Consider the following 23709-nt stretch of genomic DNA (forward strand, 5'->3'; position numbering starts at 1 on the left):
CTGCCCCAAGGTTCGTTCTCGTCGGTCAGGGATCGTTTGTTTGATGGTTGCCGTCTTGGCAACGGTATTGAATGAAGGATGAATGAATGAAATACGTGATGATATTCCACGCGAACCTGAACTATGCCTACCTGCCGGAACGGCGCTATGAATTCGTGATACGCAACAGCTATGAGCTGATCTTCGACACGATGCGCGAACACTTCCCGGAGGATAAATACACCTTCGAGGCTTCGGGCTACACCATCGAGCAGATGGCGCTGAAGACGCCGGATGTGCTGGCAAAGCTGAAGGCGGCGATTGAATCCGGCCAGTGCGAGTTCATGGGTTCGCCCTATGCCCACCCGATGCTGCCGAACTTTCCGGAAGAGGATGGGCGGTGGTCGATCAAGTTTTCGAACGACATTTATGAAAAGCATCTCGGCATGGTGTCGGACAGTTTCTGGAACCCGGAATGCGGCTGGCGTTCCTATGTGCCGCAGCAGATTCTGGACAACGGCTACAAAAACCTGCTGGGCGAGTTCGAGGCCTACAGCCGCTCGCTCGACCAGGACGGCAACCCGCTGCGCCCGGAAATCTATGACCTCGAAAAGATCGAGGATTCCAAGTTCTACAAGTTCGATTTCCAGTATGACCTGCCGGGCGACGAGTCCGCGATCCATCTGCCGTTCAAGAACCTGGAGGGCTACGAGGATTCCGACCTGCGCATCCTGATGCGCACCGACCGCATCGCCATGTTCGGCGTCATGTATATGATGGGCGGGGAGGGCAACACGCTCGAAAACTATGTGAAGCTACTGAAGAAGTTTTCCGCGCAGAAGCCGGGCGAGCCGGAAGGCGCCGTGCTGCTGTTTGCGGACGATGCGGAATATGTGGGCACCAATGCCTGGTACAACCTGAAATATTGCAACGATCCGGAAGCCATCTTTGAAAAGATGGATGATGCCGAAGAGAAGCTCGTCGGGCTGGTGCGGGAAGTGAAGAAGCTCGGGCGGATGGTCTCCTTCGGCCAGGCGTGCCGCGAAATCCCGGCGCTGGAAGACAAGATTGCCTTCGACGACAACTGCGCGTGGCACGGCGGAAAAGCCTCCAACTGGGCGGATACGCCGATGGCGCAGCTGCTGCGCCCGTGGCAGGATCTGGTGCGCGAAACCTTCCACGCCAAGAAAGCGTCGCTGCCGGAAGCCGTGGTGGAAAAATTCTGGTTCCACCTGACCAATTCCTACAACTCCGACGGCCAATGGCCGCCGACCACCAAAAAATCGCCGCACATCATCTACCCCTTCAACTATCAATATTGCTTCGAGAACCTGCTGACCGCCGACACCCTGCTCGGTGGGGTGGACAAGGCTTCGCTCGCAACCGATCCGGTCCAGACCATGAAGGATATCTTCACCATGCAGCAGGATCTGGTGCTGCAAAAGGCGGCCAGCCTGGCGGATGGCGGAACGGACGGGGAGCAAAAGAGCGCTGCGCTGGCCCAGGAGCTGATCGCCCGGGCGCGGAACTATGGCTCGGTCGACCGCACCCTGAAAATCCTGTTCCCCGCCGAATACGCCACCCGCGCCGGCCTCCTGATGGAAGCCCGGCAGTTGGTCGGCGGCGTCGTCGTTGCCGGCGATAAGGATTGATCCCGGGAACGGAGGCCGACCACCCAACCCTCATCCAACCACGAACACGTAGATGGGAAGGACGACCACCAGGAAGAGGGTGGTGCTGATGATGTAGACGGAGTTGGCGAGGTCTTTTTCGAGATTGAAGAAGTCGGCGATGAGGTTGGAATAGATGGCGGAGGGCACGATGCCGAAAAGGGTGAGGATGCAGGTGTCGAGCGGGTTGAGGTGGAAGAGCCGCGCCGCGCCGATGAAGAAGAGCGGATAGAGCGTGGAGCGGTAGATTAGGGAAAACAGGTTTTCCTTTTTGTAGTGCAGCACGTGCGAGGCCTTGAAGAGCAGGCCGACGGCCACGCCGCTGATGATGGTTCCAACATAGACGGCGATGCGGACGACCTCGGAAAAGAGGGCGGGGCGTTCGACGCCGGTTAGGTTGAGCGCAAGGCCGGCCAGCATGGCGAGGAGCGGCAGGTTGCGTTTGTCGACCAGGTTTTGCCTGAGCATCCGGCCGATGCTTCCGCCTTGCACTTCGCCGCCGAAGTGGCGCGCAACGGGGAAGCAAACGAGGATGAGGAACGGGACGATCAGCAGCTGGGTGTAGGTGGCTTGTGCCAGGCCCTCTTCGCCGAACACGACGAGCGCCACGATTCCAAGCAGGGTGTAGCCGTGGTTCGAGAGGCATACCGTGAAGACAAAGGCTCCGCGTTGCTTCGCGGTGTGCTTCATGATGGGCTGCGCAAGCAGGCCGATGCCCAGGCTCAGGAACCAGGCGGCCAGGGCAACGAAGGGCAGCACCCAGGCTTTGTTGATGAGCTGGGCGTTCCAGACGGCGAGGAAGGCCACCAGCGTTTGGAAGAGGTAGAGCGCCAAGGCGAACAGCCGCGAAGAAACCCGGCCGGACCACGCGGCCTTCGAAAACGCCATGCCGCAAACCAGGGGCAGGACAACCAGCAGGAGCAGCTTTAGGTAGAGGTCGGCCAGGTTCATGCCTCGGCCAGCCACTTGTACAGAACCAACGCATCGACGAACCCGTGCCCTGGATGGTTGAACGCCTTCGGCAGGCGGCCGACCGTCTCGAAGCCCAGCTTGTTCCAAAGGCGCACGGCGACCTGGTTGGTTGAAATGACCAGGTTGAATTGCATGGCTTTATAGCCCAGTTCGAGCGCCATCCGCTGCGAGTGTTCGCACAGGGCCGTGGCCACCCCCCGGCCCCGGCCTTCGGGCGCAACCATGTAGCCGCAGTTGCAGACGTGGCTGCCGCCTCCCCCGGTGTTGGGCTTGATGTAGTAGGTGCCGAGGATTCGCCCGTTCGCTTCCGCCACGAAGGTTTTTTGCGGCACGTGCATCCATAGCCGCTCGCCTTCCGCCTTCGAGAGGTCGCGCGGATAGGGGTAGGTTTCGCCGGCGGCGGCGACCTGTTGGACAATCGGCCAGATGGCCTCGAAATCGGCGGTGGTGGCTTCCCGGATGATCATCGTTTTCTAGGGGTGGGCGGCCAGGGGTTCGCACAAGGCCCTGAGGTTTTCTGCGGGGGTGCCGGCGGGAATCTCGCAACCGGCGTTAACGAGGAAGGGATTGCCCGCCTGGCGGTAGGCCTTGAGCGTTGCTTCGCGAATGACTTCCGGCGTTCCGTTGCGCACCACGGAAACCGGATCCATGTTGCCGGCAAGGGCCACCTGGCCGCCCAGGGTTTGGCGGACGGTTGCGAGGTCGACCATGTGGTCGACATCGAGGATGTCCACGCCGAGGTCGGCCATGCCGGGGAGCAGGTGGGTGATGTTCCCGCAGATATGGAGTTTGGCGAATGCGCCGGCATCCTGAATGGCTTTAACGAGCTTCTTCTCGCGCGGTTGGATCAGGTTTCCATAGGTGCCGGGGTCGACCTGGCTGGCGATGGCGTCGCCGATGCCTATCGTGTCGCACCCCGCCTCGATCTGCGCGCGTGCAAAGGCAATGGCGGTTTCGAGGCAAAGATCCATCAGGTCGCAGGCGAAGGCTTCGTCGTCGAGCAGGTCGATCATGAACGGCGTCATGTTCCGCAGGTCGGCGGCTTCGGCGGCCGGGCCTTCAACCCAGCCGAGGATGGAATATTCGCCGCCGAAATTCCGTTTGTAGGTTTCCACCGCCTTGATCCGGTCGAGCATGCGCTCCGATTCCCGTGGGTCGGGGCGGGCCAGGGCGGAAAGATCCTTCGTGCCTTCAAGCGGGTGCGTGCTGCGGGGCGGGCCGTCGGGAACATACCGCACGGTTGCGCCATAACCCTGGGTTTCGCGGTAGGGATCGGAGATGCAACTGAGCTGGTCGAATCCGAATTCTTTTGCGCATGTTGCGTTTGCCTCAACCAGCACGCGGTGGTCGGCGGCGAAGGCGGCGTAGTTGGAGCCAACATGCTCTGCGGCAAACTGCATCAGGATCGGTGTCCGTGGAACAAAGTCGACCGGTTCGCCCTTGAGCATGGCCCTGTACCGTTCGAATCCGTTCACGTTAGCGCATCCTGTAGATCATGAAACTGCCGATGATGTAGAAGGCAATGACCGGGGCCCAGGCACCGACCCAGGGCAGGACAACCATCTGTTTCGCGAGGTATTCGAGAACAAACTGGGATCCGTAGAAGCCGAAGAACATGGCGATGGCCATCATGATGCCGGCGAATGCCCCTTTTCGGCCCGTGTGCGCGCCGACGGGAATGCCGATGATGACGGCGATGATGCAGAAGAACGGCATGGTGAGCTTGTGGTGGAAATCGGTTTCGTATTTGGTGAGTGTTTCCGGCGAGAGGAAGCCGTGGGTCCGGATATATTTCAGCAGTTCGAGCGAAGACTGATGCTCGGCGCTTTTGGCTTCGCCCATGAAGTCCTCGGGGATTTCATGCACGTTGCGCATTTCGCGGGTGTGGAATTTTTCGGCGGGGCCGAGCGGGTTCCCCTCGTTGTCGTAGCGCTGGATCAGGTTGTTGCTGGTGTCGAAGCGCTGGATGGTGCCATCCTCGAACCACCAGCGCCCGTCGAGCCAGCGCCCTTTCTTGGCGGTGATCTTGGCGATGTCGGAGCCATCCGCGCGCCGTTGGCGGAGCGTGATGCCCTCCATGGTGTAGGTGCGCGTGTCGAAGCTTTCGATATACCAGGTGTGCCCGGAGGAGGGGTTGCGGTAGGGGATTTTCTCGAAATAGACATCCTCCGAATCGTATTTCTGGCTTTCGAGCAGCTGGTGCGCGCGGTAGGCGAACTTGGGGCCCGTGTATTCGTTCACCACGGCGGTGAACAGGAAGCAGAAGAAGCCCATCAGCATGTAGGGGCGGACAATGCGGTAGATGCTGACGCCGCTGGCGCGCATGGCGACGATCTCGCTGTGGCGCGTCAGCATCGAAAGGCTGTAGAGCGTGGCCAGCAGCAGGCAGATCGGAACAATGAAGATCACCATCGAGGGGAGCTGGAGGCTGTAGTAGTGCGCCATCATCGCCAGCGAGGCCTTGCTCGAGAAAAACTCGTCCGCGTTATCCATCAGATCGCCGATAATGAACAGCAACGAGAATGCCAGCAGCAGGTAGAGCAACGGCATCAGCAGGTTCATGAACAGGTATCGGACGAGTATTTTCATTGGTATGGATGGGAAGAACGTAGCGGGAAATCGAGGCAACGGCAAGCGTTGAAAAGCGGCGGAGGCATCTGTAGGATTCGCCGCAATCAACAAGGAGCAATCATCCCATGGCAACTTCTGGAATTATCGGCGAGAACCGCGTGAACGATCCGGTCACCATCGTCATCTTCGGCGCCTCCGGCGACCTGACCCATCGCAAGCTGATCCCCGCGCTCTACATTGCGTATGCGCAGGACCTGCTGCCCGAAAAGTTCACCATCGTCGGATTCGCCCGGCGCGACTACGACGACGAAACCTTCCGCACCATGATGGCCGACTCCATCAAGGAGTTTTCCCGCCTGCCGACCGACGACGAAACCGTGGGGCGTTTCGTCAGCCATATCCGCTACCACAAAGGCGACATTTCCTCCATGGACGCCTACGACGACCTGCGCACGAAATTCGAGGATCAGGAAGCCTACCCGGAAAACCGCCTATTCTATCTCTCCATCATTCCATCGTTGTTCGAAACGGCGGTGCGATCGCTCAAGGAGTCGGGGCTGGTGGTGAAGCCGGGCGGCGGCCCATGGACGCGCGTGGTTATCGAAAAGCCGTTCGGCCGCGACCTGGAAAGCGCGCTGGCCTTGAACAGCGAGCTGCTCCGGCATCTCGATGAATCGCAGGTTTACCGCATCGACCACTATCTCGGCAAAGAGACCGTGCAGAACATCCTGTCGTTCCGCTTCGCCAACGCCATCTTCGAGCCGGTCTTCAACCGTTCCTACATCGACCATATCCAGATCACCGCCTCCGAGACCGTCGGCATGGAAAAGGGACGGGGCGGCTACTACGATGAATACGGCGCCGTCCGCGACATGGTCACCAACCACCTGCTGCAACTGCTCTGCCTCGTCACCATGGAAGCCCCCGGCGACCTCTCCGCCGAATCGATCCGCAACGAAAAGGTGAAGGTGCTCAACGCCACCAAGCTCGACATCCGCAAGGAGATCTCCGACGCCGTCTTCCGTGGCCAGTATGGCGGCGGAACCGATGGAGAGGGCGGCCGCATCAAAGGCTACCTCGAAGAGGATCGCATTGATCCGGAATCCAACACGGAATCGTTCGTCGCCATGCGCCTGGCCATCAACAACTGGCGCTGGGCGGGGGTGCCGATCCTGTTGCGCACCGGCAAGCGCATGGCCCGCAAGACCACCGAGGTGGCTGTGCAGTTCAAGGTGCCGCCGCTCCAGCTCTTCCAGCAGGTCGAGTGCGAGGACGATGTTTGCGACATCACCCGCATCAAGCCCAACACCCTCATTTTCCAGATCCAGCCCAACGAGGGCATCTTCCTCAAGGTCGGCACCAAGCGGCCCGGCATGCGCTTCGTGGTCGAGGATGTGAAGATGGACTTTTCCTATTCCGGCACCTGGAACAAGTCGCTGCCCGAGGCCTACGAGCGGCTCCTGCTCGATACGCTCCACGGCGACTCGACGCTCTTCACCCGCTCCGACGAGGTCGAAGCCGAGTGGCGCGTTGTGCAACCCATTCTCGAAAATCTAAACGCGCTCAAACCCTACACCTATCCGCCGAACGCCTGGGGCATGCCCGAAGCCGACTGGCTGTTCCATGGTGTTGAGGGGGCCTGGAGAAACAAATAGTGGAAGCCTATTTTGTGTATGTCACCACAAAGGATGGGGACGAGGCGCGGGCGATTGCCAAAGCGGTCGTCGAAGAGCGGCTGGCCGCCTGCGCCAACATTCTCGGGGGCATCCAGTCGGTCTACCGCTGGGAAGGCAAGCTCTGCGAAGACAGCGAGGTCGCCCTCGTCCTCAAAACCAGCCACCCCCGCAAGGCCCAACTCATCGACCGCGTCAAACAGCTCCATTCCTACGAAGTCCCCTGCATCCTCTGCCTACCCATCGCCGACGGCAATCCCGGTTTTATTCGGTGGATCGAGGGCCAGACCGACTAAACGGCCCGGACGGAAAAATTGACGGCCGTCAGTTTTTCCGTCCGGAGCGAAAATGATCTGCATCGGAAATCGACATTCCGGATTCGATATTCGACATTCCCGGGATGTCCACACGTTATAAGATCAAGGTTTCGTACGACGGCACGAATTATTCCGGCTGGCAGGTGCAGCCGCACAACCGAACGGTGCAAGGGGAGTTGGAGCGGTTGCTCGCCGAGATGACGGCGCAGAAGCATGTTCGCGTTGAATCTTCCGGGCGCACCGATGCCGGGGTGCACGCCCGTGCGCAGGTGGCGCATTTTGATTTGCCGAAGCCGATCGATCCCAACTATTTCATGCGGGGGCTCAACGCCCAGCTCGACCGCGATATCCGGGTGACGAGCTTTGAGCGGGTGTCGCCCGAATTCCATGCGCGCTTTAGCGCCGTCGGCAAGGAATACCGCTATTTCATCTACAACGGCCTCATTGTGCCGCCGACGAAGCGGCTCTACCGCCTGCAGGAAGGGCGCCCGTTGGATGTCGACCGCATGCGTACCGCCGCCGAATTGCTGGTGGGCGAGCACGATTTCGCCCCGTTTTCCGCCAACCCGCGGCGCGAGCTGGACGGCACCGTCCGTACCGTCCACTCCTTCTTGGTCCGGAAGCACGGTGCCGACATTACGTTGGAGGTGCAGGGTAGCGGCTTCCTTTATAAGATGGTGCGCAGTCTGGCCGGCATCCTGATCGATGTCGGCATGGGGCGGCGCGAGCCGGAAATCATCCACGATGTATTTGCGCATGGCAAGCGCACCGCCATCGTGCAGACTGCCCAGCCGCACGGCCTCTTCCTCTGGAAGGTCTTCTATTAAGGCTCGCGGAAAATAAAACGGGTGCTACACTCGTCTTCCGGTAAAACCGTGAAGGAGTGTGCCATGAAAAACCCATTGTTGCTGTTCTTCGTTGTTTCCTTGATCGCCGTCCAGGCGCAGCGCCCGCCGCGGGGGGCGGACCCATCGTTGTTCCAGTCCGCAACCCTTCCGCAGACCGAGGTGGAGCAGCGGATCATGAAGGTGCTCGACGATCTGGATCGGAACCATCGGCGCGGAAACATGAACGTACCGGTCGAGGACGGGCGCCTGTTGCGCCTGCTGGCCGAATCGATGAACGCGCAGCATGTGGTCGAGATCGGCACATCCAACGGCTATTCCGGCCTCTGGTTCCTGATGGCGCTGCAAAAGACCGGCGGGCACCTGACGACCTATGACATCGACCGTGGCCGTGCCGATCAGGCGCTGGCCAACTTCAAGCGCGCCGGGGTGGAAAAGGACGTCACCTTGGTTTTCGGCGATGCACATGAAAAGGTGCTCGAACTCGGCGATACTCCGATCGATATCGTGTTCCTTGATGCGGACAAGGATGGCTACATCGATTATCTCAAAAAGCTCATGCCCAAAATCCGTCCGGGGGGATTGGTCGTTGCCCACAACATGAACACGCGCCAGGCGCATCCCCCGTTCGTGGAGGCCATCACAACCGATCCCAAGCTTGAAACCCTGTTTGTGCATATGGATGCGGCAGGGGTTTCCATCAGCATGAAGAAGCGTTGATTTACCTGTAGTGAAGGCACCTGCCAAAGCGCTGTCGTTGTTCGATTCCACCTGCATTATTGTCGGGATCATCATTGGCGCGGGGATCTATGAAACCACGCCAACGGTGGCGGCCTGCATGGGGGGATGGGGCGGGACGATGGCGGTTTGGCTGGCGGGCGGATTGCTGGCGTTGTGCGGTGCGCTTTGCTACGCCGAGCTCGCCACGGCCTATCCCAGGCAGGGTGGCGACGTGGTCTATCTATCCCGCGCCTACGGTTCGTGGGCCGGATTCATGTTTGGCTGGAGCCAGATGGCCATCATTCGTCCGGGCGACATTGCGCTGATGGCGTTTGTCTTTGCCCGCTATGCCGCCACCCTCTATTCGCCATTCCCGGCGATGGGCACGGCTTATGCCGCGGGTGCCGTTGTTGCACTGACCCTCGTCAACATGGTCGGCGTACGCGCAGGCCGGATTGCGCAGAACATTCTGACCGTGGTGAAACTGGCCGGGCTGCTGTTCATCGTTGCGGTGGGCTTTTTGGCCCCCGGTGCCGATGCGGCTCCGGTTGGAGCCGCCTTTTCGTCCGATGGATTCAAGTTGGCCATGATTCTCGTGCTGTTCACCTACGGCGGTTGGAATGAAATGGCGTATGTGGCCGCCGAAATAAAGGATCCCCAGCGCAACATTGTCCGTGCGCTGGTGCTGGGCACGGTCGCGGTGGCCGCAACCTATCTGCTGGCCAACGCCGCCTTCCTGCATGCGCTGGGTTTCCAGGGCATGGCTGCTTCCGGCGCGGTGGCGGTGGATGCGGTTGCAATGCTCATGCCCGGGGGGGCGGAACGCTTGGTTGCCGTGCTCATCTGCATTTCCGCCCTGGGGGCGGTGAACGGGCTGGTCTTTACCGGGGCACGGATTTCGTATGCCATGGGAACCGGCCATCGTGTTTTCAACTGGTTGGGCGCCTGGCACCCTTCGCTCGGGACACCGGTTGCCGCATTGGCCTTGCAGGGGGTTCTTGCCCTGGCCATCGTGCTGCTGGCCGGATCGTTCATCGAAACCATCCTCTACAGCGCCCCCGCCGTTTGGCTCTTCTTCCTGGCGACGGGATTGGCGCTCTTCCGGTTGCGGAGGAAGGATGCGCAGGTGCAACGCCCCTTCAAGGTTGTGGCCTATCCCGTTGTGCCCCTTCTTTTTTGCGGCGCGGCCCTCTTCATGTTCTACAGCTCGGTGTCGTATGCCGTGGCCGGCAAACCCATCGGGTTGTTGCTGTTGCTGGGCATTGTGGCCGCGGGTGGGGGGCTGTGCTGGCGGAACTCGAAAAACGGGCCGCCGCCGGAGTCGGATTAGAGCATTTTAAATAATTCTATAGCCATTAGATGAGTCATTGTGTAGAGTTCTTCGCATGAGCACTCTATCACTGGATCTACGCCAGAGAATTCTGGCCACCTACGATGCCGGAGAAGGAACCCGGCAGGACATTGCTGACCGATACAAGGTATCGCTTGGTATGGTAAAGAAGCTCCTCTCGCAACGGAAGCGAACCGGCGATATCGCCCCGCTTCACAGCCATTCAGGAAGAAAACCCTACTTCACCCAAGAGCACCGGAAGCAGATGAAAACGCTGATTGATCGGCAACCTGATATCACGTTGTGGGAGATCCGAGAGCAACTGGAGCTCGATTGCACGCTGCCTGCCATTCACTATGTACTCAAGGACATGGGGATGAGCTTTAAAAAAAACGCTTCACGCCAGCGAGCAAGGGCGCGAAGACGTGAAACTCGCACGGGCTGAGTGGATGGCCATGCAAGGGCAACTTGACATTGCTCGGTTGGTCTTTATTGATGAGGCTGGAGCCAAGACCAATATGACTCGGCTGTACGGACGCTCGCCGAAAAATGAGCGGGCGTACGATCACGCTCCGCATGGCCATTGGTGTACCACCACCATGATCTCCTCCATTCGTTTCAACGGAGAAACAGCCTGCATGGCGATTGATTCCGCCACAAGCGGCGATGTATTCCGTGCCTATGTCGAACAGGTTCTGGCTCCGACTCTTCGAGTGGGCGATATCGTTGTGCTTGATAACCTTTCGGCTCATAAGGACAAGGCTTCGTTACAGTTGATCGAAGAAGCTGGGGCAGAGGTTTGGTTCCTTCCGCCCTACAGCCCTGATCTCAATCCCGTCGAAAAGATGTGGAGCAAAGTAAAGCAATTGCTTCGCGGGGAAAAAGCGCGCTCCCAGGAATCTCTATTTGATGCGATCGGCGCTGCCTTAGGTTGCGTTAGTGCGGCGGATGCTCAAGGTTGGTTTGCCTCATGCGGCTACAGTTTAAATTAAATTGCTCTAGGCGGCGCCACCCCTATTCAGCGTCTTTGTCGATGACGCCTCCTTCCCAGGTGTACTTTTTCGTCAAGGAGGTGGGTTCGATGGCTTCGCGCCAGATCATTTCGCCATCGAGGCCCTTGATGCCGATGCGGAACCAAACGCCGATGACCTTGCCCTTGCGGCGGCGGCCATGGTTATCCCAGTCGCCGAAGCCTTCGATGGTTTCCTCGGCATCTTCTTCGTCCTCTTCGCTGTCGTCGCTTTCATCATCTTCTTCGTCCTCGTCTTCCGAGGTGGTGACGAGTGCGTTGCGATCGACCTGGTGGTCGACGATGATGGCGCATTCGGAATGCATGGTGACTTCTTCTCGCGGGACAATGATGGGAATGGACTCGGAGAGAAAGCGCACCTTGTTGGTCTCGACGGTGTCGGTGTATGAGCTCTCGGAGGAGACGAACAGGCTGTCGGGGGTGGTGTAGTTTTCCTGCTCGTAGTAGACCTTGCTTTCGACCGTCAGGTTTTCAATCGGGAAAAAGTTCTGGTTGCGCAGCGTGATGGAATAGCCCTCGGCCTCCATGTAGATGACGTTGTATTCCTCGTAGTCATCCACCATGATGACGCGGTGGTTCGGCGTCTTTTTCCCAGGGATCTGGATGGCATCCATGTAGAAGGGCGTGATGGTTTGTTCATGCTTCATGCGCGCCCAGTTGCTTTTTGCGATGTCCATCTTGAAGCGCATGGTGGACATGAAGCCGGCCACCTGGTTCCAATGGATGATGTATTCCTGGTCGGCGGGGCTGAACGTTTTGAGCGGATGGCGCCCGTTGTTTTCCAGCGTGACCTGCTCTTCCTCGGAGTCGTACTTCAGGATCTTGTCGGTGATGGTGTTCCCGTCCTTCGAGAAGGTATGCTGTCCGGCGTCGTACTGGGCGACGGCGGCAGAGGTTAGCAGGGCGGCAACAACAGATTGGAGGAGATATTTTTTCATTTTCACAGTTCCCCCATGGCCGCATCGTCTTCGGCAATGGCATCGAGGACATCGTCTATGCTTTGCGTTAGATAATTATCGATCCTGGGCATGCCTTTCAGGAAACGGAAGCGCCCTCCCACCATCTTGGTGAGGTTCTGGAATTTGGCTTCGGAGGTCATCATGGAGGCCTTGACGGTTGAATCGACCGTGGCGCCGTCGCCTTGGAGCATTACGAAATTGATATTGGGAAAGCCGAGGTTGCGGTAGTTGTCCATCACGATCACGAAGAACGATTCGAGCACTTCGTCGAGGGTGTAGCGTGTTTCGATCGGCATGATGCCGACTTTCTGCTGGTCTTTGGCGAGGGGGGGGATGGGGAGTTCGATGTTGTTGTCGTAGAGGATTTCGTCCCAGTCGCGCACCACCTTGGGTTGCATTTCGGCCTCTTCGCGGGCCTGGTTTTCCAGTTGCAGCATCTTGAAGCTGATCTTCCGCAGTTGGTCGAATTCGGCAACGTAGCCGTCCCACTCCTCTTTGAAGTCCTCCTCCTCAAGGAAATACTGGACGCGCTTCTTTTGGTATTGCTCGAACTTGTCGCGGCGCAGGAAGTAGGACATGCCCAGCTCGGGCGCGGTAATGTTGCCCCATTCGGCGCTCAGCACGAAGATGATTTCGGGCTTCTGCTCGATGGCGGCCTGGAACCCCTTCAGCCAGCCGGTGACGTCGGTCGTCGACATGGGGATTTCGTATTGCCGCTTGGCGGTGTAGTTGGCTTGTCCCTCGGAGAGCCCGACCAGCGCCAGGTTGGTGTTGATGCCGCCGACCCATTCGAGCACATTCGTTTTTGCGGTGGGCGTGGCGGCAACCATGTTCTGGTTGAAGAGCGCAACGTCGTCTTCATCGAACAACACGACATTGAAGAGCGTGGCCGAACGCATGTTGCCGATCACCTCGCGCAGGTCGTCATGCACCATCTGGTAGGATTCGATTCCGCCGCGGTCGTCGTAGAGCATTGATTTCGAGGCATCGACCACCACGCAGACCTTTTCGGCCTTGCCGCGCGTTCCGAAGAAATCGACGGAGGAGATGCCGAAGGAGACGTCGCGGTATTTCGAGTTGAACTCGAGGGTCCGGTCCATCTGCACAAAGTTGGTGTAGCCGCCCTTGAAGGTGGGCATGGGCGCCATTTTCACATATTCGCCCTGTTCGGGAATGTTGACCATCTGCGGGGTATTGGCGGTAATGCGCGAGGTGGTCTGCAGCTTGGGCTTGGTCATCTGTTCGATGAAGGGTTCGGTCTTGACCGGCATTTGCAGTTTGCGGCGCTCGAGCTTGGGTTTTTCGTCCTCGACCTGGAAGCCGGCGCCCCGCTTCTTGTAGAACTTGAGCGCAACCATTCCGCCGGCCAGAACAATCAGTAGGACATGGATACCGATACTGATGAGCGCGGCACTCGAATTAACGATTCTCTTTTTCTTCTTCTGGACTTCCATAACCCCTCGGTTCTTTGCGCACGACCACCTACAGCCCGCAAGTGTAGTCGAATCGTAAGCCCAAAGTCAAAGATTTCGATGCGATTTGGGCAGGGGTTCCATCCCGCCGGGTTGAAGGCTGTTTTTTCTTCCAAGCCGGCGCAAAGCCGCCTATATTCCAACCCTGTATTTTCCAACCCATTTAAAGGCAGCATGGACACGAACGAAAACAATCAGGCATTAGGTTTCATCTTCCGGCCGGCGACAGGGAATGTGCTGGCCGTGTTGTCGGCGCTCTCGTTTTTCTTCCTGAGCATGATTCTCCCGCTGGTGGGGCCGGCCGGTAGCCGGGTGCCGCACGCCGGGCAGAACAAAGCCGTCTTCCTGCTGGTGCTGATGGCCACCCTTGCGCTTGCGGGGGCATCGGCCTATTCCAAGCTGGGTTGCCGCCGCGTCAACGGCGGCGCGTTGCCCTGGTTTTCGCTCGGGCTCTGCGGAGTCTGCCTGCTGACGCTCGTCATTCTTCTTTTCAACGGTTTTGCCATCTGATTCGGAACACGCATGATCCTATTTCATATATCCCGGTGTGCTCTTCGGCCCGCCGGGATTTTTTGTGCAATAACACAGGGGTGGAAACATGATGACGACCAAGGAAGTCCGCCTGGCGGACTATCTTCAGGAGGAGTGCATCCTCTGCGATGTCGATGCGGACTCGCGCGATAAGGCCATAGACCAGCTGGTGGGGGTGCTCCATCGCCAGCTCGGCGGGTTCGATCGCGCCGAAGCAGTTTCGGCAGTGCTCGAACGCGAACGGCAGGCGCCGACCGTCCTGGCCGAAGGCCTGGCGTTGCCGCATGCACGCCTGGCCGGGCTGGCGAAGCCCTCCCTGGCGCTCGCCACCTCGCACTCGGGCATCGATTTCGAAGCGGTGGGCGAGGAGCCGGTGCATGTCATCGTGCTGATCCTCACGCCGAAGGACGACCCCGGCGCCTATCTGCGCCTGATGGCCTCGCTCTCCAAAACGCTCGCCGCGCCCCACATGATCAAGCGCCTCTCCGTGGCCGGCGACACCCGCGAGGCCTTCGGCATCCTGACCGAGGGGCCGGAAAAGGTGGAGATCAGGCTCAACGCCTCCAGTATCATGAATTCCAACCCCGTCACCCTCGACGAAGGCGATACGCTTGCCCATGCCATCCAGGCGTTCTGCTCGAACCGGATCATGGATATTCCCATTGTCGATTCCGACGGCGACCTGCGCGGCGTGATCGCCCTCGAAGACCTGCTCGGGCAGAGCTTGCCGCAGCATCTGCTTTGGATGGAGGATCTCAGCCCCATCGAAAACTTCGAGCCATTTGCCGAACTGCTCCGCAAGGATTCCGAAACCAAGGTGGCGGATTTCATGCACGACAAGTATGTCGCCATCGCGCCCGACGTGCCGGCCATCCAGCTGGCCAAGATTTTCCTGATGCAGCGGATCCGCCAAATCCAGGTGGTGGACGGGCGCAGGTTCCTGGGGTCGGTCAACCTCGACGGTTTCAGTTCGCAGATTTTCTGGGCGTAGAAGGGGATAGGTTATGCATAGCGACGACAACGGGGCGGTACTCACCACAAAACAACTGATGCTGCGCATGCTCATGCTGCTGGCGATCAGCGTCGGCATCGGAATTTCCGGGGCCATGTTTGCGGGCTTTACCGATAAGCAAGTGGTGGCGTCGAGCGTATTCCTGGCCATCATCCTCGGAACCCTCTTTTTCTGGACGTTCCGCCTATCGATCGCCTTCCTCGGGCTGACGGTGCTCATCTTCACCCACTCGCTGAGCATCGAAAGCTTCGTCACCTCGGCCGAGCTGCCCGTCATCCTCTTTTTGGTGGGCATGATGATCGTGGTGGGGGCCTTGCGCGACCTCGGCTTCTTCACCTGGGTGGTCCAGGCGCTCATTTCGATTCCCAAGATGACGGGCCGCAAGTTCATTGCCGCCACCTCCGTCGCGTCGGCCTTGCTGGCCTGCGCGGTCGACGAGGTGACCTCGATCATCTTCATTGCCACGCTCATCTTCCAGGTCTGCAACCGGCTCAAGCTGAATCCGACGCCCTACATCATCATCTGCGTGCTCTGCACCAACATCGGCAGCGCCGGAACCATGATGGGCAATCCCGTCGGCATCTTCATCGGCACCAAGGCCGGCCTCACGTTCGGCGACTTTTTCCAGTGGGCATTCCCGATCATGCTGGTTTCGCTGGGTTCCTGCGTGGCCATCACCCTCGTATGGTTCCGCAAGGAGCTCGACCTGTTCGATGAGCGCCTGCGCGACCGCATGGAACGCCAGTTGAGCCTCGTGCCCAAGGTCGAGGTGCCCTACAAGCGCGGCTTGGCGCTCCTGCTGTTCACCCTCGCATTCATTGCCTCGCACCATGCGCTGGAGGAGGGGCTGGGCCTCGATAAAAACAGCATCCTGCTGGTTGCGCCGCTCGCTTGCGCCGGTGTGGTGATGATCATCAAGCGCGACCGCGCCCGCCACTATGTCGAGCACGAGGTCGACTGGTGGACGCTGCTCTTTTTCATGTTGCTCTTCGCCATTGCCGGAACCCTGGAGCATACCGAGGTAACGAAAGTGATTGCGGATGGCTTCGTCAATGCCTGCGGCGACAAGCCCGGCATCCTCATTCCATCGATCATGGCCACCACCGCCATTGGCTCGGCCTTTGTCGACAACGTCATTTTCGTGGCGGCCTTTTCGCCGGTCATCACGGCGCTGGGCGAAAGCGTTCCCGCCATGCCGCTCTGGTGGGCGCTCCTGTTCGGTGCCTGCTTCGGCGGAAACATCACGCTGATCGGCAGCACGGCCAACATTGTTGCGCTCGGCATGCTCGAAAAACAGTCGCACGCCCACGTCGGCTTCATCCAATGGCTCAAGATCGGCGCACTCTCCGCCTTCATTGCCATGCTCATCGCCTGGGGCATGCTCTCCGTCATGGCGCCCCACATGCCGCAGTAGGACCGTGACCGGTTCACAAAAAACGCCCCGCTCAAGGCGGGGCGTTCCATGCATTTCCTTTTTTTTGGGATCAGCAAATCTTCAAGCGCCGGATGAATAGGGCGATTGCTCCGGCCACGCCCATGAAGGCCAACGTGCTCGGTTCCGGGATGGCGATGATGCTTGCGGACGAGGGCGGGCCGCCATCGGAGGCATACGAAATCCGACCCTGCCCGAAGCCGTCCCATGAATCCAACAGGGATGGGGCAAGACCGAGTGTGTTGTTGTAGTCCTGAACCACGAATTCCCAAACCTCTCCGGGTTCGAAAATGTTGTCCTGCGTCATGCTTTCGAACACGAGTGGTTGGTTTAATCCAACCGAATCGATCCTGAAAGCCAGGGTCCATCCGGGCACCGTCAGATCCTGGGCTTCCCCGTCGTCGTTAGAGAAGGTGGTTTGTGGGTCGGCCACGTAGTGGAGGTCTGTCCAATGGTTGGGACTCAGGTTCTGTATCGTGATCCTGTAGTTCTGACCACCTTCGTAGTCTGCAGGGCAGGGGATGTACAGATCCGGTACGTCTGTTGCGAATATGGCTTCATCGGCTGGGAATCCAATTCCCAGTTCGTGCCAGCCGGGCAAGTCCTCCAATGGATCCTGCCTGGCAGAGTCCCATATTTGCGCAGGTACCGGAACCGCCAGCGCAACGGGAACCATGCCGATTGCCATGGCTGCAACGAGTAGTATTTCCATGCGTTTCATTTTTCTCTCTCCTTGGCTTGTTTTGATTCCTGATCGTCAGGAACATCGGGAGCATAGGATCGGCAGGCGGAAGGGCGCAAAATCCAAAGGATTCGAAAGGGAGCCAATTCTTTCGAATTGGGCTATTCGTGTTCTTCGGTCTGCTGGATGGCGCGGCGGAGGTTGCGGGGCGTGGAAAAGCCGCTGCGCCGTGCAATCTCGGAAAGACTGAGGTTTGTGTCTTCCATGAGTTCCCGAGCAGTGGCCAGGCGCAGGTTCCTGACCTGTTCATGGAAGGTTTCACCGGTGGCTTCGCGGAACAGGCTCGAAAGGTAGCAGGAACTGATGCCGATGGCGTCGGCGACGGTGGTGAGCGACAGGTCGTGGTCGCGGTAGTGTTCGGCAATGTATTCAATGGCGTGGTTCACGCAGGGATGCTCGTTCGCCGGAATCCCCTCGTCTGATTGATGGTTTTCCGGAGGGGAACTCCCTTTTGTTTTCAGCTTCTGCTTCAGGATGCTGTTTTCAATGGCCAGCTCCATTTCCCGGAGGGTGCCGTGTACGGCACTTTTTATGAGGGAGGTATGCATGGGTTCGTGCGGCGTGCGGAGAACCACCTTGCCAAAACCAAGCAGTTGGGTTCCGATGCAGATGCATCCAAGGAAAACGGTGTTTCCTCCAGGGCATTGCCATTGGGCAATCGCATGCGAACCTTTGGTCGCGCCAAACTGGTTAGACCAATAGTCCTGGCATTCCTTGCCCGAAGGACATGAGTCGGCCATGCATTTTGGGTGGGGTTTGGGCTGGAGAATGCACCGGCCATCCTTATCCCTGCGGCGGGGAAAGCCGAAAACAATGGATTCGCCGGTGTATTTAGAGAACCAGTTCCCCACATCTTCGACCAGGCATTTGGATTCGCTGCTCCCTTTGGGCAGCACCTCCTCTGGCGGTACCATATTCTTGAAATGGAATTCGCCTACCATCTTTTTCCCTCCCTGCTGACACCTTTTTCATAACGTCTCCAAGCGTGTTTGGCAAGATTGATGTGGATTTGTTTCGCGCGGGAAAGAGTTTTCGGGGGAGTGGATAGGGGGTGCAATCTAGGCGAGGGTCTGGTATGGATTTGCCTATGAACGCAATTGTCCAGCAACCGAAAAGCACGGTCGTGAAGCTGTTCCCGTTAAACGGCAACTTTCCCAATAATCCCAAGCTGCCGCTGGTGATCTACGACCAGGCGCTCAAGCTGCCCCCGGACGGTGCGCCGGACGAGATTGAAAAGTTGATCCAGTCGAACGGATGGGGGAACAGCTGGCGCTGGGGGCTCTACGACTACCACCACTACCACAGCACCGCCCACGAATGCCTCTGTATCTATCGTGGAACCGTCACCGTCCAGTTTGGCGGTGAAAAGGGTTTCAAGGTCGTGGCCGAGGCCGGCGACGTTGTCATTCTTCCGGCGGGCCTGTGCCATAGGAACATCCAGTGCTCGCCCCGCTTCCGCACCGTCGGTTGCTATCCCGCCGGGCAGACACCCGACATGAAATATGGCAAACCCGGCGAACGGCCCGCCGCCGATCGCGCCATCGCCGCCGTCCCGCTGCCCAAACTCGACCCCGTCTACGGGAAAATCGGTTCATTGCTGAAGCACTGGAAAACCTTGACGTAACGGGTAATTCGTAATTGACTGGGTGGCCTTCGGAACGAGCGTTTTACGCATTACGCATTACGCATTACGCATTACGCATTACGCATTACGCATTACCCAAAAAGGATTCCTGTGACTGATAAACGCCCCTATAGCTTTGGCGAGGAGCTGGCGCACTCCATCACGCACGGCATCGGCTTCTTTGCGGGCCTTGCGGTGCTCGCGGTGCTGGTGGTTTTTTCCGCACTGCGGAAAAGCCCGTGGGAGGTGGTGAGCTGCGCGGTGTATGGCACCACCTTCATCCTGCTCTACCTCAGTTCAACGCTTTACCACGCCATCACGAATCCCCGCGCCAAGGCCGTGCTCAAGATCGTCGACCACTCCGCCATCTATCTCCTCATTGCCGGCACCTACACGCCGTTCGCCCTTGCCCCATTGCGCGGTGCGCTGGGGTGGAGCATCTTCGGGGCCATATGGGGCGCCGCGCTGGTCGGCATCTTTTTCAAAGCCTTTTTCACCGGGCGCTTCAAGGTGGTCTCGCTGGCCAGCTACCTGTTCATGGGCTGGTTTTGCGTGATTGCCGTCAAGCCCCTGTTCCGCGAGCTCACCACCGCCGGATTCGTTTTCCTGGCCGCCGGCGGGCTCTGCTATTCCGTCGGAGCCATCTTTTATGCCTGGAAATCGCTCAAATGGTCGCACGCCGTCTGGCACCTCTTTGTCCTCGCCGGCAGCCTTTGCCACTTTTTCAGCGTCCTCTTCGGCATCGCGCTCTGAAGGCCGGGTATATCATCCAGCACCCACGATCGGGGGTGCTGGATGATATACCCCGGGCGAAAAAATGCCGACAATTGAAAAAATCCGTGCATTCGCACCGGCGGCTAGGTACAACAGGGGTTTCGATTTGAACCCAAGGGAGATGGACGATGGATGTAAAGATTGAACGCGCGCTGCTGAGCGTATCCGACAAGGCGGGAATCCTCGATTTTGCCCGTCATTTGCATGAAATGGACGTGGAGCTGCTGTCCACCGGCGGAACGGCGAAGGCCATTCGCGAGGCCGGTATTCCGGTCAAGGATGTTTCGGAGTTCACCGGATTCCCGGAAATGCTCAATGGCCGCGTGAAAACCCTCACCCCGCAGGTGCACGCCGGCATCCTCTACATGCGCGATAACGAAGACCATGTGAAAACCATGATGGATCATGGTCTTGGCCAGATCGATCTGGTTTGCGTCAACCTCTATCCGTTCGAGGAAACCATTGCCATGGAGGGCGTCACCCTGGCGGAGGCCATCGAGCAGATCGATATCGGCGGCCCGACCATGATCCGCTCCGCCGCCAAGAACATGAAGTTTGTCACCGTCGTCACCGATCCGGCCGACTACGCCCGGGTGATCGGCGAAATGAAGGCGAACAATGGTGCCACCACCGAGGCCTTCCGCTTCGTGCTCGGTCAGAAGGTCTATGCCCGAGCCGCCGAATACAACGCGGCCATTGCCACCTACCTCGCCGGGCAGGTTGCCGACCAGAATCTTTCCAAGCCGTTTGTAAAGGCCTATTCCGACGGCACCGAGCTACGCTACGGCGAAAATGCCCACCAGAAAGCCTGGCTCTACAAGGATGCCGAATCCCGCGAATCGACCATTGCCCAGACCGAGGTCCTGCACGGCAAGGAGATGAGCTACAACAACTATGTCGATGGTGACGGGGCGCTTGAAGCGGTGAAAGACCTTTCCGGCAAGCCCGGCGTTTCCGTCATCAAGCACACGAATCCGTGCGGCTACGCCACCGGCGAAACCCTCGCCGAAGCGTTCGAGGCCGCCTGGGCGGGCGACCCGATCTCCGCCTTCGGTTCCGTGATCGCCGTCACGAAGCAGGTCGACCTTGCAACGGCGCAGTGCCTCGATGGCCGCTTCATCGAAGCCATCATCGCCCCCGGCTATGCCGAGGACGCGCTCGATCACCTGATGAAGAAAAAGAACCTGCGGATCCTGAAGCTCAAGAAGCCGATGGGCAAGGCCCTGCCGCAGCGCATGGTCAAGCAGGTCAATGGCGGCCTACTGGTGCAGGATGTCGATACCGAGATCCTCGAAAGCTGGAGCGTGCCGACCAAGGCACCCTTCGACGAATCCAAGAAGGAACTCGCGCTGTTCGGCATTGCGGCGGCCAAGCACACCAAATCGAACGCCATCGTGCTGGTGCAGGAATACAAGCCCGGCCAGTTCCGTGTGCTCGGCATGGGCGCCGGGCAGCCGAACCGTGTCGATGCGCTCAAAAAGCTCTCCGTTTCCAAGGCGGTCGAAAACCTGAAAACCGAGAATCCGGACATCTCCGACGAGGAAATCCAGCAGGTGATCGGCGAATGCGTCTTCGTTTCGGAAGCCTTCTTCCCGTTCGCCGACAGCATTGATGCCGCCAGCGAAATGGGCGCGAAGTTCATCGTCCAGCCCGGCGGGTCCATCCGCGACGACGAAGTGATCGACGCCTGCAACAAGTATGGCATCGCCATGGCGATGACGAACATGCGCCACTTCAAGCACTGATCATGAGATTAGATCTCGGAAAACCCGCTCGAAACCCGCTTTTCGAGCGGGTTTTTTTGCGTCTGGTTAGGATTGGGTTAGGGTTTCTGCATCAAGGCTTAATGGCACGCCTCGTGCGGAAGGCGGACGTATGACGGGGGGGAAATAACCACAATGATTCTGGGCGACGATATCGATTTTGACACGCGGGACTTGGTTCCCTTCACGCATCATCGAACGTGGGTGGCCGTGGAGACGACGATCGAGGAGGTCAGCGTGTTGTTTAAGTCGGTGGACTTGAGCTATGTCGCGGCCATGAGCGTTGGCGAGGTGGTCGGGGTTTGTTCCCGGGCCTATCTGAGTACGCTGTGGGCGGGGCCGTATGGCCACGCGCTGTACGACAAGGATCCGGTCGCCGCGCATATGGAGACCAACATCCGCGTGCTGCGGCAGGGAACCCGCTTGCGCGATGCCTTGCAGTCGCATTTTTCTGGGAAGGTTCCCGACCTCAACCAGGATGTGATCCTGTTGGACGAGCACGAGGGATTCCTCGGGAGCATTTCCTCCCGGTTGCTGGTGGCGCTTCAGCAGCGCCTGCTCGATCAGCAACTCAAGCACACCCAGGCGATGGCCGAGAACGTGCGGGATATGAACAAACGGCTGCGGGTCGCCAGTAGCGAGGCCACAAAGGCCAGCGAGGCCAAGAGCAGTTTTCTCGCGAACATGAGTCATGAGATCCGCACCCCCATGAACGGCATTATGGGCATGAGCCAGCTGTTGAAAGGGACTAGCCTCGACGAAGTCCAGCAGGAGTATGTGCGCGACATCTGTTCCTCTTCGGAGGCCCTGCTCGAAATCATCAACGATATCCTCGACCTATCGAAAGTGGAGTCGTCGAGTTTTGAACTGGAGCATATTACCGTAAACATCCGCGAGATGGCGCGGTCGCTCTGCCGCCTGCTGGCGGTCAACACCTTCGAGCGGGGGCTCGAGTTGGGCTGTGTGGTCGGCGACCGCGTACCTCCCCTGGTCTTGAGCGATCCCACGCGGATCCGGCAGGTCTTGGTGAACCTGCTGTCCAATGCGATCAAGTTTACCTGCGAGGGGCATGTCTTGCTTGAGGTGGACTACGAGTCCCACGGAAAAGAGGGGGGCGAAATCGTGTTTACGGTCGAGGACTCCGGCATCGGCATGGATCAGGAGACGCTCGGCCGTGTGTTCAACCCTTTTGTTCAGGCCGACGTCTCCACGACCCGCAAGTTTGGGGGGACCGGGTTGGGATTGACGATTTCCCGCCGCATCGCCCAGGTGATGGACGGAGATATCCGTGCCGAGAGTTCGCCCGGGTGCGGCACCCGGTTCTATTTCACGGCGCGTGTCGGCGCGCTGGATTCGGCGGAGCGCGCCGCGGAGTCCATGCCGTTTCGCGGAACCCGTATCGCGGGGTGTTGCGCGAATTCGCTGAGTCGCATGACCCTCTATCGCTCCGCCCGTTCGCTGGATATGGATGCGGTGGTCACGACCTGTTTCGATGAATTGCTCGATACGTTGCGAAAGCGCAATGCGTGGTTTGATTACATTGTGCTGGACTCCCATGTAACGCAAAGGGAGCTGGCGCGGCTAAACCAATGGGTGCGGGCGCACGCCGCAGGCCGGGAGCCGAAGCTCGTGGCCATGTGCGGATTGAGCCAGCAACCGCCCGGCTTCATGCTCGATTCCGAGTTTAGCGTCATTCTAAGGCGGCCCTTGTTTCCCTGCGACCTAAGCGCCGCGTTGAGTTCGGAAAGCAAAGACTTTCTCTCCTCCGTTTCCGTGGCAACGGTCGGGCGGGAGGATCGGGTGCCGGGTGCGCTGGGCAAGCGGGTTTTGCTTGCGGAGGACAACGTGGTGAACCAAAAGGTGATCAGCCGTATGCTGGCCAAGGCGGGCGTCGAGGTCGTCGCAGTCTCCGACGGCGCGCAAGCCGTGAGGGCGTTCCGTTCCGACGAGTTCGATCTGATCTTTATGGATATTCAAATGCCGGTCATGGACGGTCTCGCGGCCTCGAAAGCCATTCGCTCCCTACCCGGCGGTGCCGAAATTCCCCTTGTGGTCGTCACCGCCAATGCCATGAAGGGCGAGCGCGAAAGTTTCCTTGCCCAGGGTTTTGATGGCTACATCTCCAAGCCCGTCAACTATGAAGCCCTCCTCGGCGAGTTGCGCGAGCACTTCCCCGGCGAGGAACCAATCCGTTGCGCTTGCGGGCTGTAGGCTGCGGCCAAGGCCAACATGCGCCACTTCAAGCATTAGCCCTCTCTTGCATCGCAAGTGCAAAGGCCCCGGAAATGCTCCG

Annotated in this window: 23 protein-coding genes; 15 read left to right on the top strand and 8 right to left on the bottom strand. The window is 59.0% G+C overall.

What is annotated here, in order from left to right:
• Window positions 1-86 precede the first annotated feature (86 nt).
• The gene (locus E9954_RS19300; protein WP_136080915.1) at window positions 87-1631 is read left to right on the top strand and encodes a polysaccharide deacetylase family protein; all 1545 of its coding nucleotides are present in this window, start codon (window positions 87-89) and stop codon (window positions 1629-1631) included.
• A 30-nt stretch (window positions 1632-1661) separates the two neighbouring features.
• On the opposite strand, the gene E9954_RS19305 is transcribed toward E9954_RS19300, so the two are convergent.
• From E9954_RS19305 to E9954_RS19320, 4 genes are read right to left on the bottom strand one after another with little or no spacing between them, the layout of a single operon-like run.
• Window positions 1662-2615 carry an AEC family transporter gene (locus E9954_RS19305; protein WP_136080916.1) on the bottom strand — a complete coding sequence of 318 codons (954 nt, stop codon included), beginning with the start codon at window positions 2613-2615 and terminating at the stop codon, window positions 1662-1664.
• Window positions 2597-3088, bottom strand: a complete 492-nt coding sequence (locus tag E9954_RS19310; RefSeq protein ID WP_136080917.1) for a GNAT family N-acetyltransferase — start codon at window positions 3086-3088, stop codon at window positions 2597-2599. The genes E9954_RS19305 and E9954_RS19310 overlap by 19 nt, the downstream gene beginning before the upstream one ends.
• 6 nt (window positions 3089-3094) lie before the next feature.
• Window positions 3095-4096, bottom strand: a complete 1002-nt coding sequence (locus E9954_RS19315) for a uroporphyrinogen decarboxylase family protein (RefSeq protein ID WP_136080918.1) — start codon at window positions 4094-4096, stop codon at window positions 3095-3097.
• Between the two features lies 1 nt (window position 4097).
• Entirely contained in the window at window positions 4098-5210 is a 1113-nt protein-coding gene (locus tag E9954_RS19320) for an LptF/LptG family permease (RefSeq protein ID WP_136080919.1), read from the bottom strand.
• Between the two features lie 107 nt (window positions 5211-5317).
• Here E9954_RS19320 and zwf point away from each other — a divergent pair, with 107 nt between their 5' ends.
• The 7 genes from zwf (at window position 5318) to E9954_RS33095 (ending at window position 11069) form a co-directional block, all read left to right on the top strand.
• Complete coding sequence (zwf, locus tag E9954_RS19325) at window positions 5318-6847, top strand: glucose-6-phosphate dehydrogenase (RefSeq protein ID WP_136080920.1); 1530 nt, start codon at window positions 5318-5320, stop codon at window positions 6845-6847.
• Entirely contained in the window at window positions 6847-7161 is a 315-nt protein-coding gene (gene cutA, locus E9954_RS19330; RefSeq protein ID WP_136080921.1) for a divalent-cation tolerance protein CutA, read from the top strand. The genes zwf and cutA overlap by 1 nt, the downstream gene beginning before the upstream one ends.
• A 104-nt stretch (window positions 7162-7265) precedes the next feature.
• A complete protein-coding gene (truA, locus tag E9954_RS19335) occupies window positions 7266-8009 on the top strand; it encodes a tRNA pseudouridine(38-40) synthase TruA (RefSeq protein WP_136080922.1) in 744 nt (247 codons plus the stop codon).
• Between the two features lie 63 nt (window positions 8010-8072).
• A complete protein-coding gene (locus E9954_RS19340; protein ID WP_136080923.1) occupies window positions 8073-8747 on the top strand; it encodes an O-methyltransferase in 675 nt (224 codons plus the stop codon).
• Window positions 8748-8757: 10 nt separating this feature from the next.
• Window positions 8758-10077, top strand: coding sequence for an APC family permease (locus E9954_RS19345; RefSeq protein ID WP_136080924.1), 1320 nt, complete (start codon window positions 8758-8760; stop codon window positions 10075-10077).
• A gap of 55 nt (window positions 10078-10132) precedes the next feature.
• The gene (locus E9954_RS33090) at window positions 10133-10522 is read left to right on the top strand and encodes an IS630 transposase-related protein (protein ID WP_222847016.1); all 390 of its coding nucleotides are present in this window, start codon (window positions 10133-10135) and stop codon (window positions 10520-10522) included.
• Between the two features lie 4 nt (window positions 10523-10526).
• Window positions 10527-11069: an IS630 family transposase gene (locus tag E9954_RS33095; protein ID WP_222847246.1), complete on the top strand. Its 543-nt coding sequence runs from the start codon at window positions 10527-10529 to the stop codon at window positions 11067-11069.
• 22 nt (window positions 11070-11091) lie between these two features.
• Here E9954_RS33095 and E9954_RS19355 read toward each other — a convergent pair whose 3' ends face one another.
• Window positions 11092-12045, bottom strand: coding sequence for a hypothetical protein (locus E9954_RS19355; protein ID WP_136080925.1), 954 nt, complete (start codon window positions 12043-12045; stop codon window positions 11092-11094).
• Window positions 12046-12047: 2 nt separating this feature from the next.
• Complete coding sequence (locus tag E9954_RS19360; protein WP_136080926.1) at window positions 12048-13520, bottom strand: hypothetical protein; 1473 nt, start codon at window positions 13518-13520, stop codon at window positions 12048-12050.
• A gap of 192 nt (window positions 13521-13712) precedes the next feature.
• Here E9954_RS19360 and E9954_RS19365 point away from each other — a divergent pair, with 192 nt between their 5' ends.
• From E9954_RS19365 to E9954_RS19375, 3 genes are all read left to right on the top strand, one after another.
• Window positions 13713-14048 carry a hypothetical protein gene (locus E9954_RS19365; protein WP_136080927.1) on the top strand — a complete coding sequence of 112 codons (336 nt, stop codon included), beginning with the start codon at window positions 13713-13715 and terminating at the stop codon, window positions 14046-14048.
• A gap of 88 nt (window positions 14049-14136) precedes the next feature.
• Window positions 14137-15060: a PTS sugar transporter subunit IIA gene (locus E9954_RS19370; protein WP_136080928.1), complete on the top strand. Its 924-nt coding sequence runs from the start codon at window positions 14137-14139 to the stop codon at window positions 15058-15060.
• Between the two features lie 13 nt (window positions 15061-15073).
• Entirely contained in the window at window positions 15074-16495 is a 1422-nt protein-coding gene (locus E9954_RS19375; protein WP_136080929.1) for an ArsB/NhaD family transporter, read from the top strand.
• A 70-nt stretch (window positions 16496-16565) separates the two neighbouring features.
• Here the strand turns inward: E9954_RS19375 and E9954_RS19380 are convergent, their stop codons facing one another.
• Window positions 16566-17234, bottom strand: a complete 669-nt coding sequence (locus tag E9954_RS19380) for a PEP-CTERM sorting domain-containing protein (RefSeq protein ID WP_136080930.1) — start codon at window positions 17232-17234, stop codon at window positions 16566-16568.
• A gap of 122 nt (window positions 17235-17356) precedes the next feature.
• Window positions 17357-18196 carry a helix-turn-helix domain-containing protein gene (locus E9954_RS19385; RefSeq protein ID WP_136080931.1) on the bottom strand — a complete coding sequence of 280 codons (840 nt, stop codon included), beginning with the start codon at window positions 18194-18196 and terminating at the stop codon, window positions 17357-17359.
• Between the two features lie 146 nt (window positions 18197-18342).
• Between E9954_RS19385 and E9954_RS19390 the strand changes: the two genes are divergently transcribed.
• The 4 genes from E9954_RS19390 to E9954_RS19405 all read left to right on the top strand — a co-directional run bounded on the left by E9954_RS19390 (window position 18343) and on the right by E9954_RS19405 (window position 23627).
• Complete coding sequence (locus E9954_RS19390; RefSeq protein ID WP_168442414.1) at window positions 18343-18879, top strand: cupin domain-containing protein; 537 nt, start codon at window positions 18343-18345, stop codon at window positions 18877-18879.
• 111 nt (window positions 18880-18990) lie between these two features.
• Window positions 18991-19632 (top strand): PAQR family membrane homeostasis protein TrhA, encoded by a 642-nt coding sequence (trhA, locus tag E9954_RS19395; RefSeq protein WP_136080933.1) that lies wholly within the window; start codon window positions 18991-18993, stop codon window positions 19630-19632.
• 149 nt (window positions 19633-19781) lie between these two features.
• Window positions 19782-21398, top strand: a complete 1617-nt coding sequence (gene purH / locus E9954_RS19400) for a bifunctional phosphoribosylaminoimidazolecarboxamide formyltransferase/IMP cyclohydrolase (RefSeq protein ID WP_136080934.1) — start codon at window positions 19782-19784, stop codon at window positions 21396-21398.
• 153 nt (window positions 21399-21551) lie between these two features.
• Window positions 21552-23627, top strand: coding sequence for an ATP-binding protein (locus tag E9954_RS19405; protein WP_136080935.1), 2076 nt, complete (start codon window positions 21552-21554; stop codon window positions 23625-23627).
• Window positions 23628-23709 lie beyond the last annotated feature (82 nt).

This window comes from Pontiella desulfatans (assembly GCF_900890425.1).
In the GTDB taxonomy this organism is placed as follows: Bacteria; Verrucomicrobiota; Kiritimatiellia; order Kiritimatiellales; family Pontiellaceae; genus Pontiella; species Pontiella desulfatans.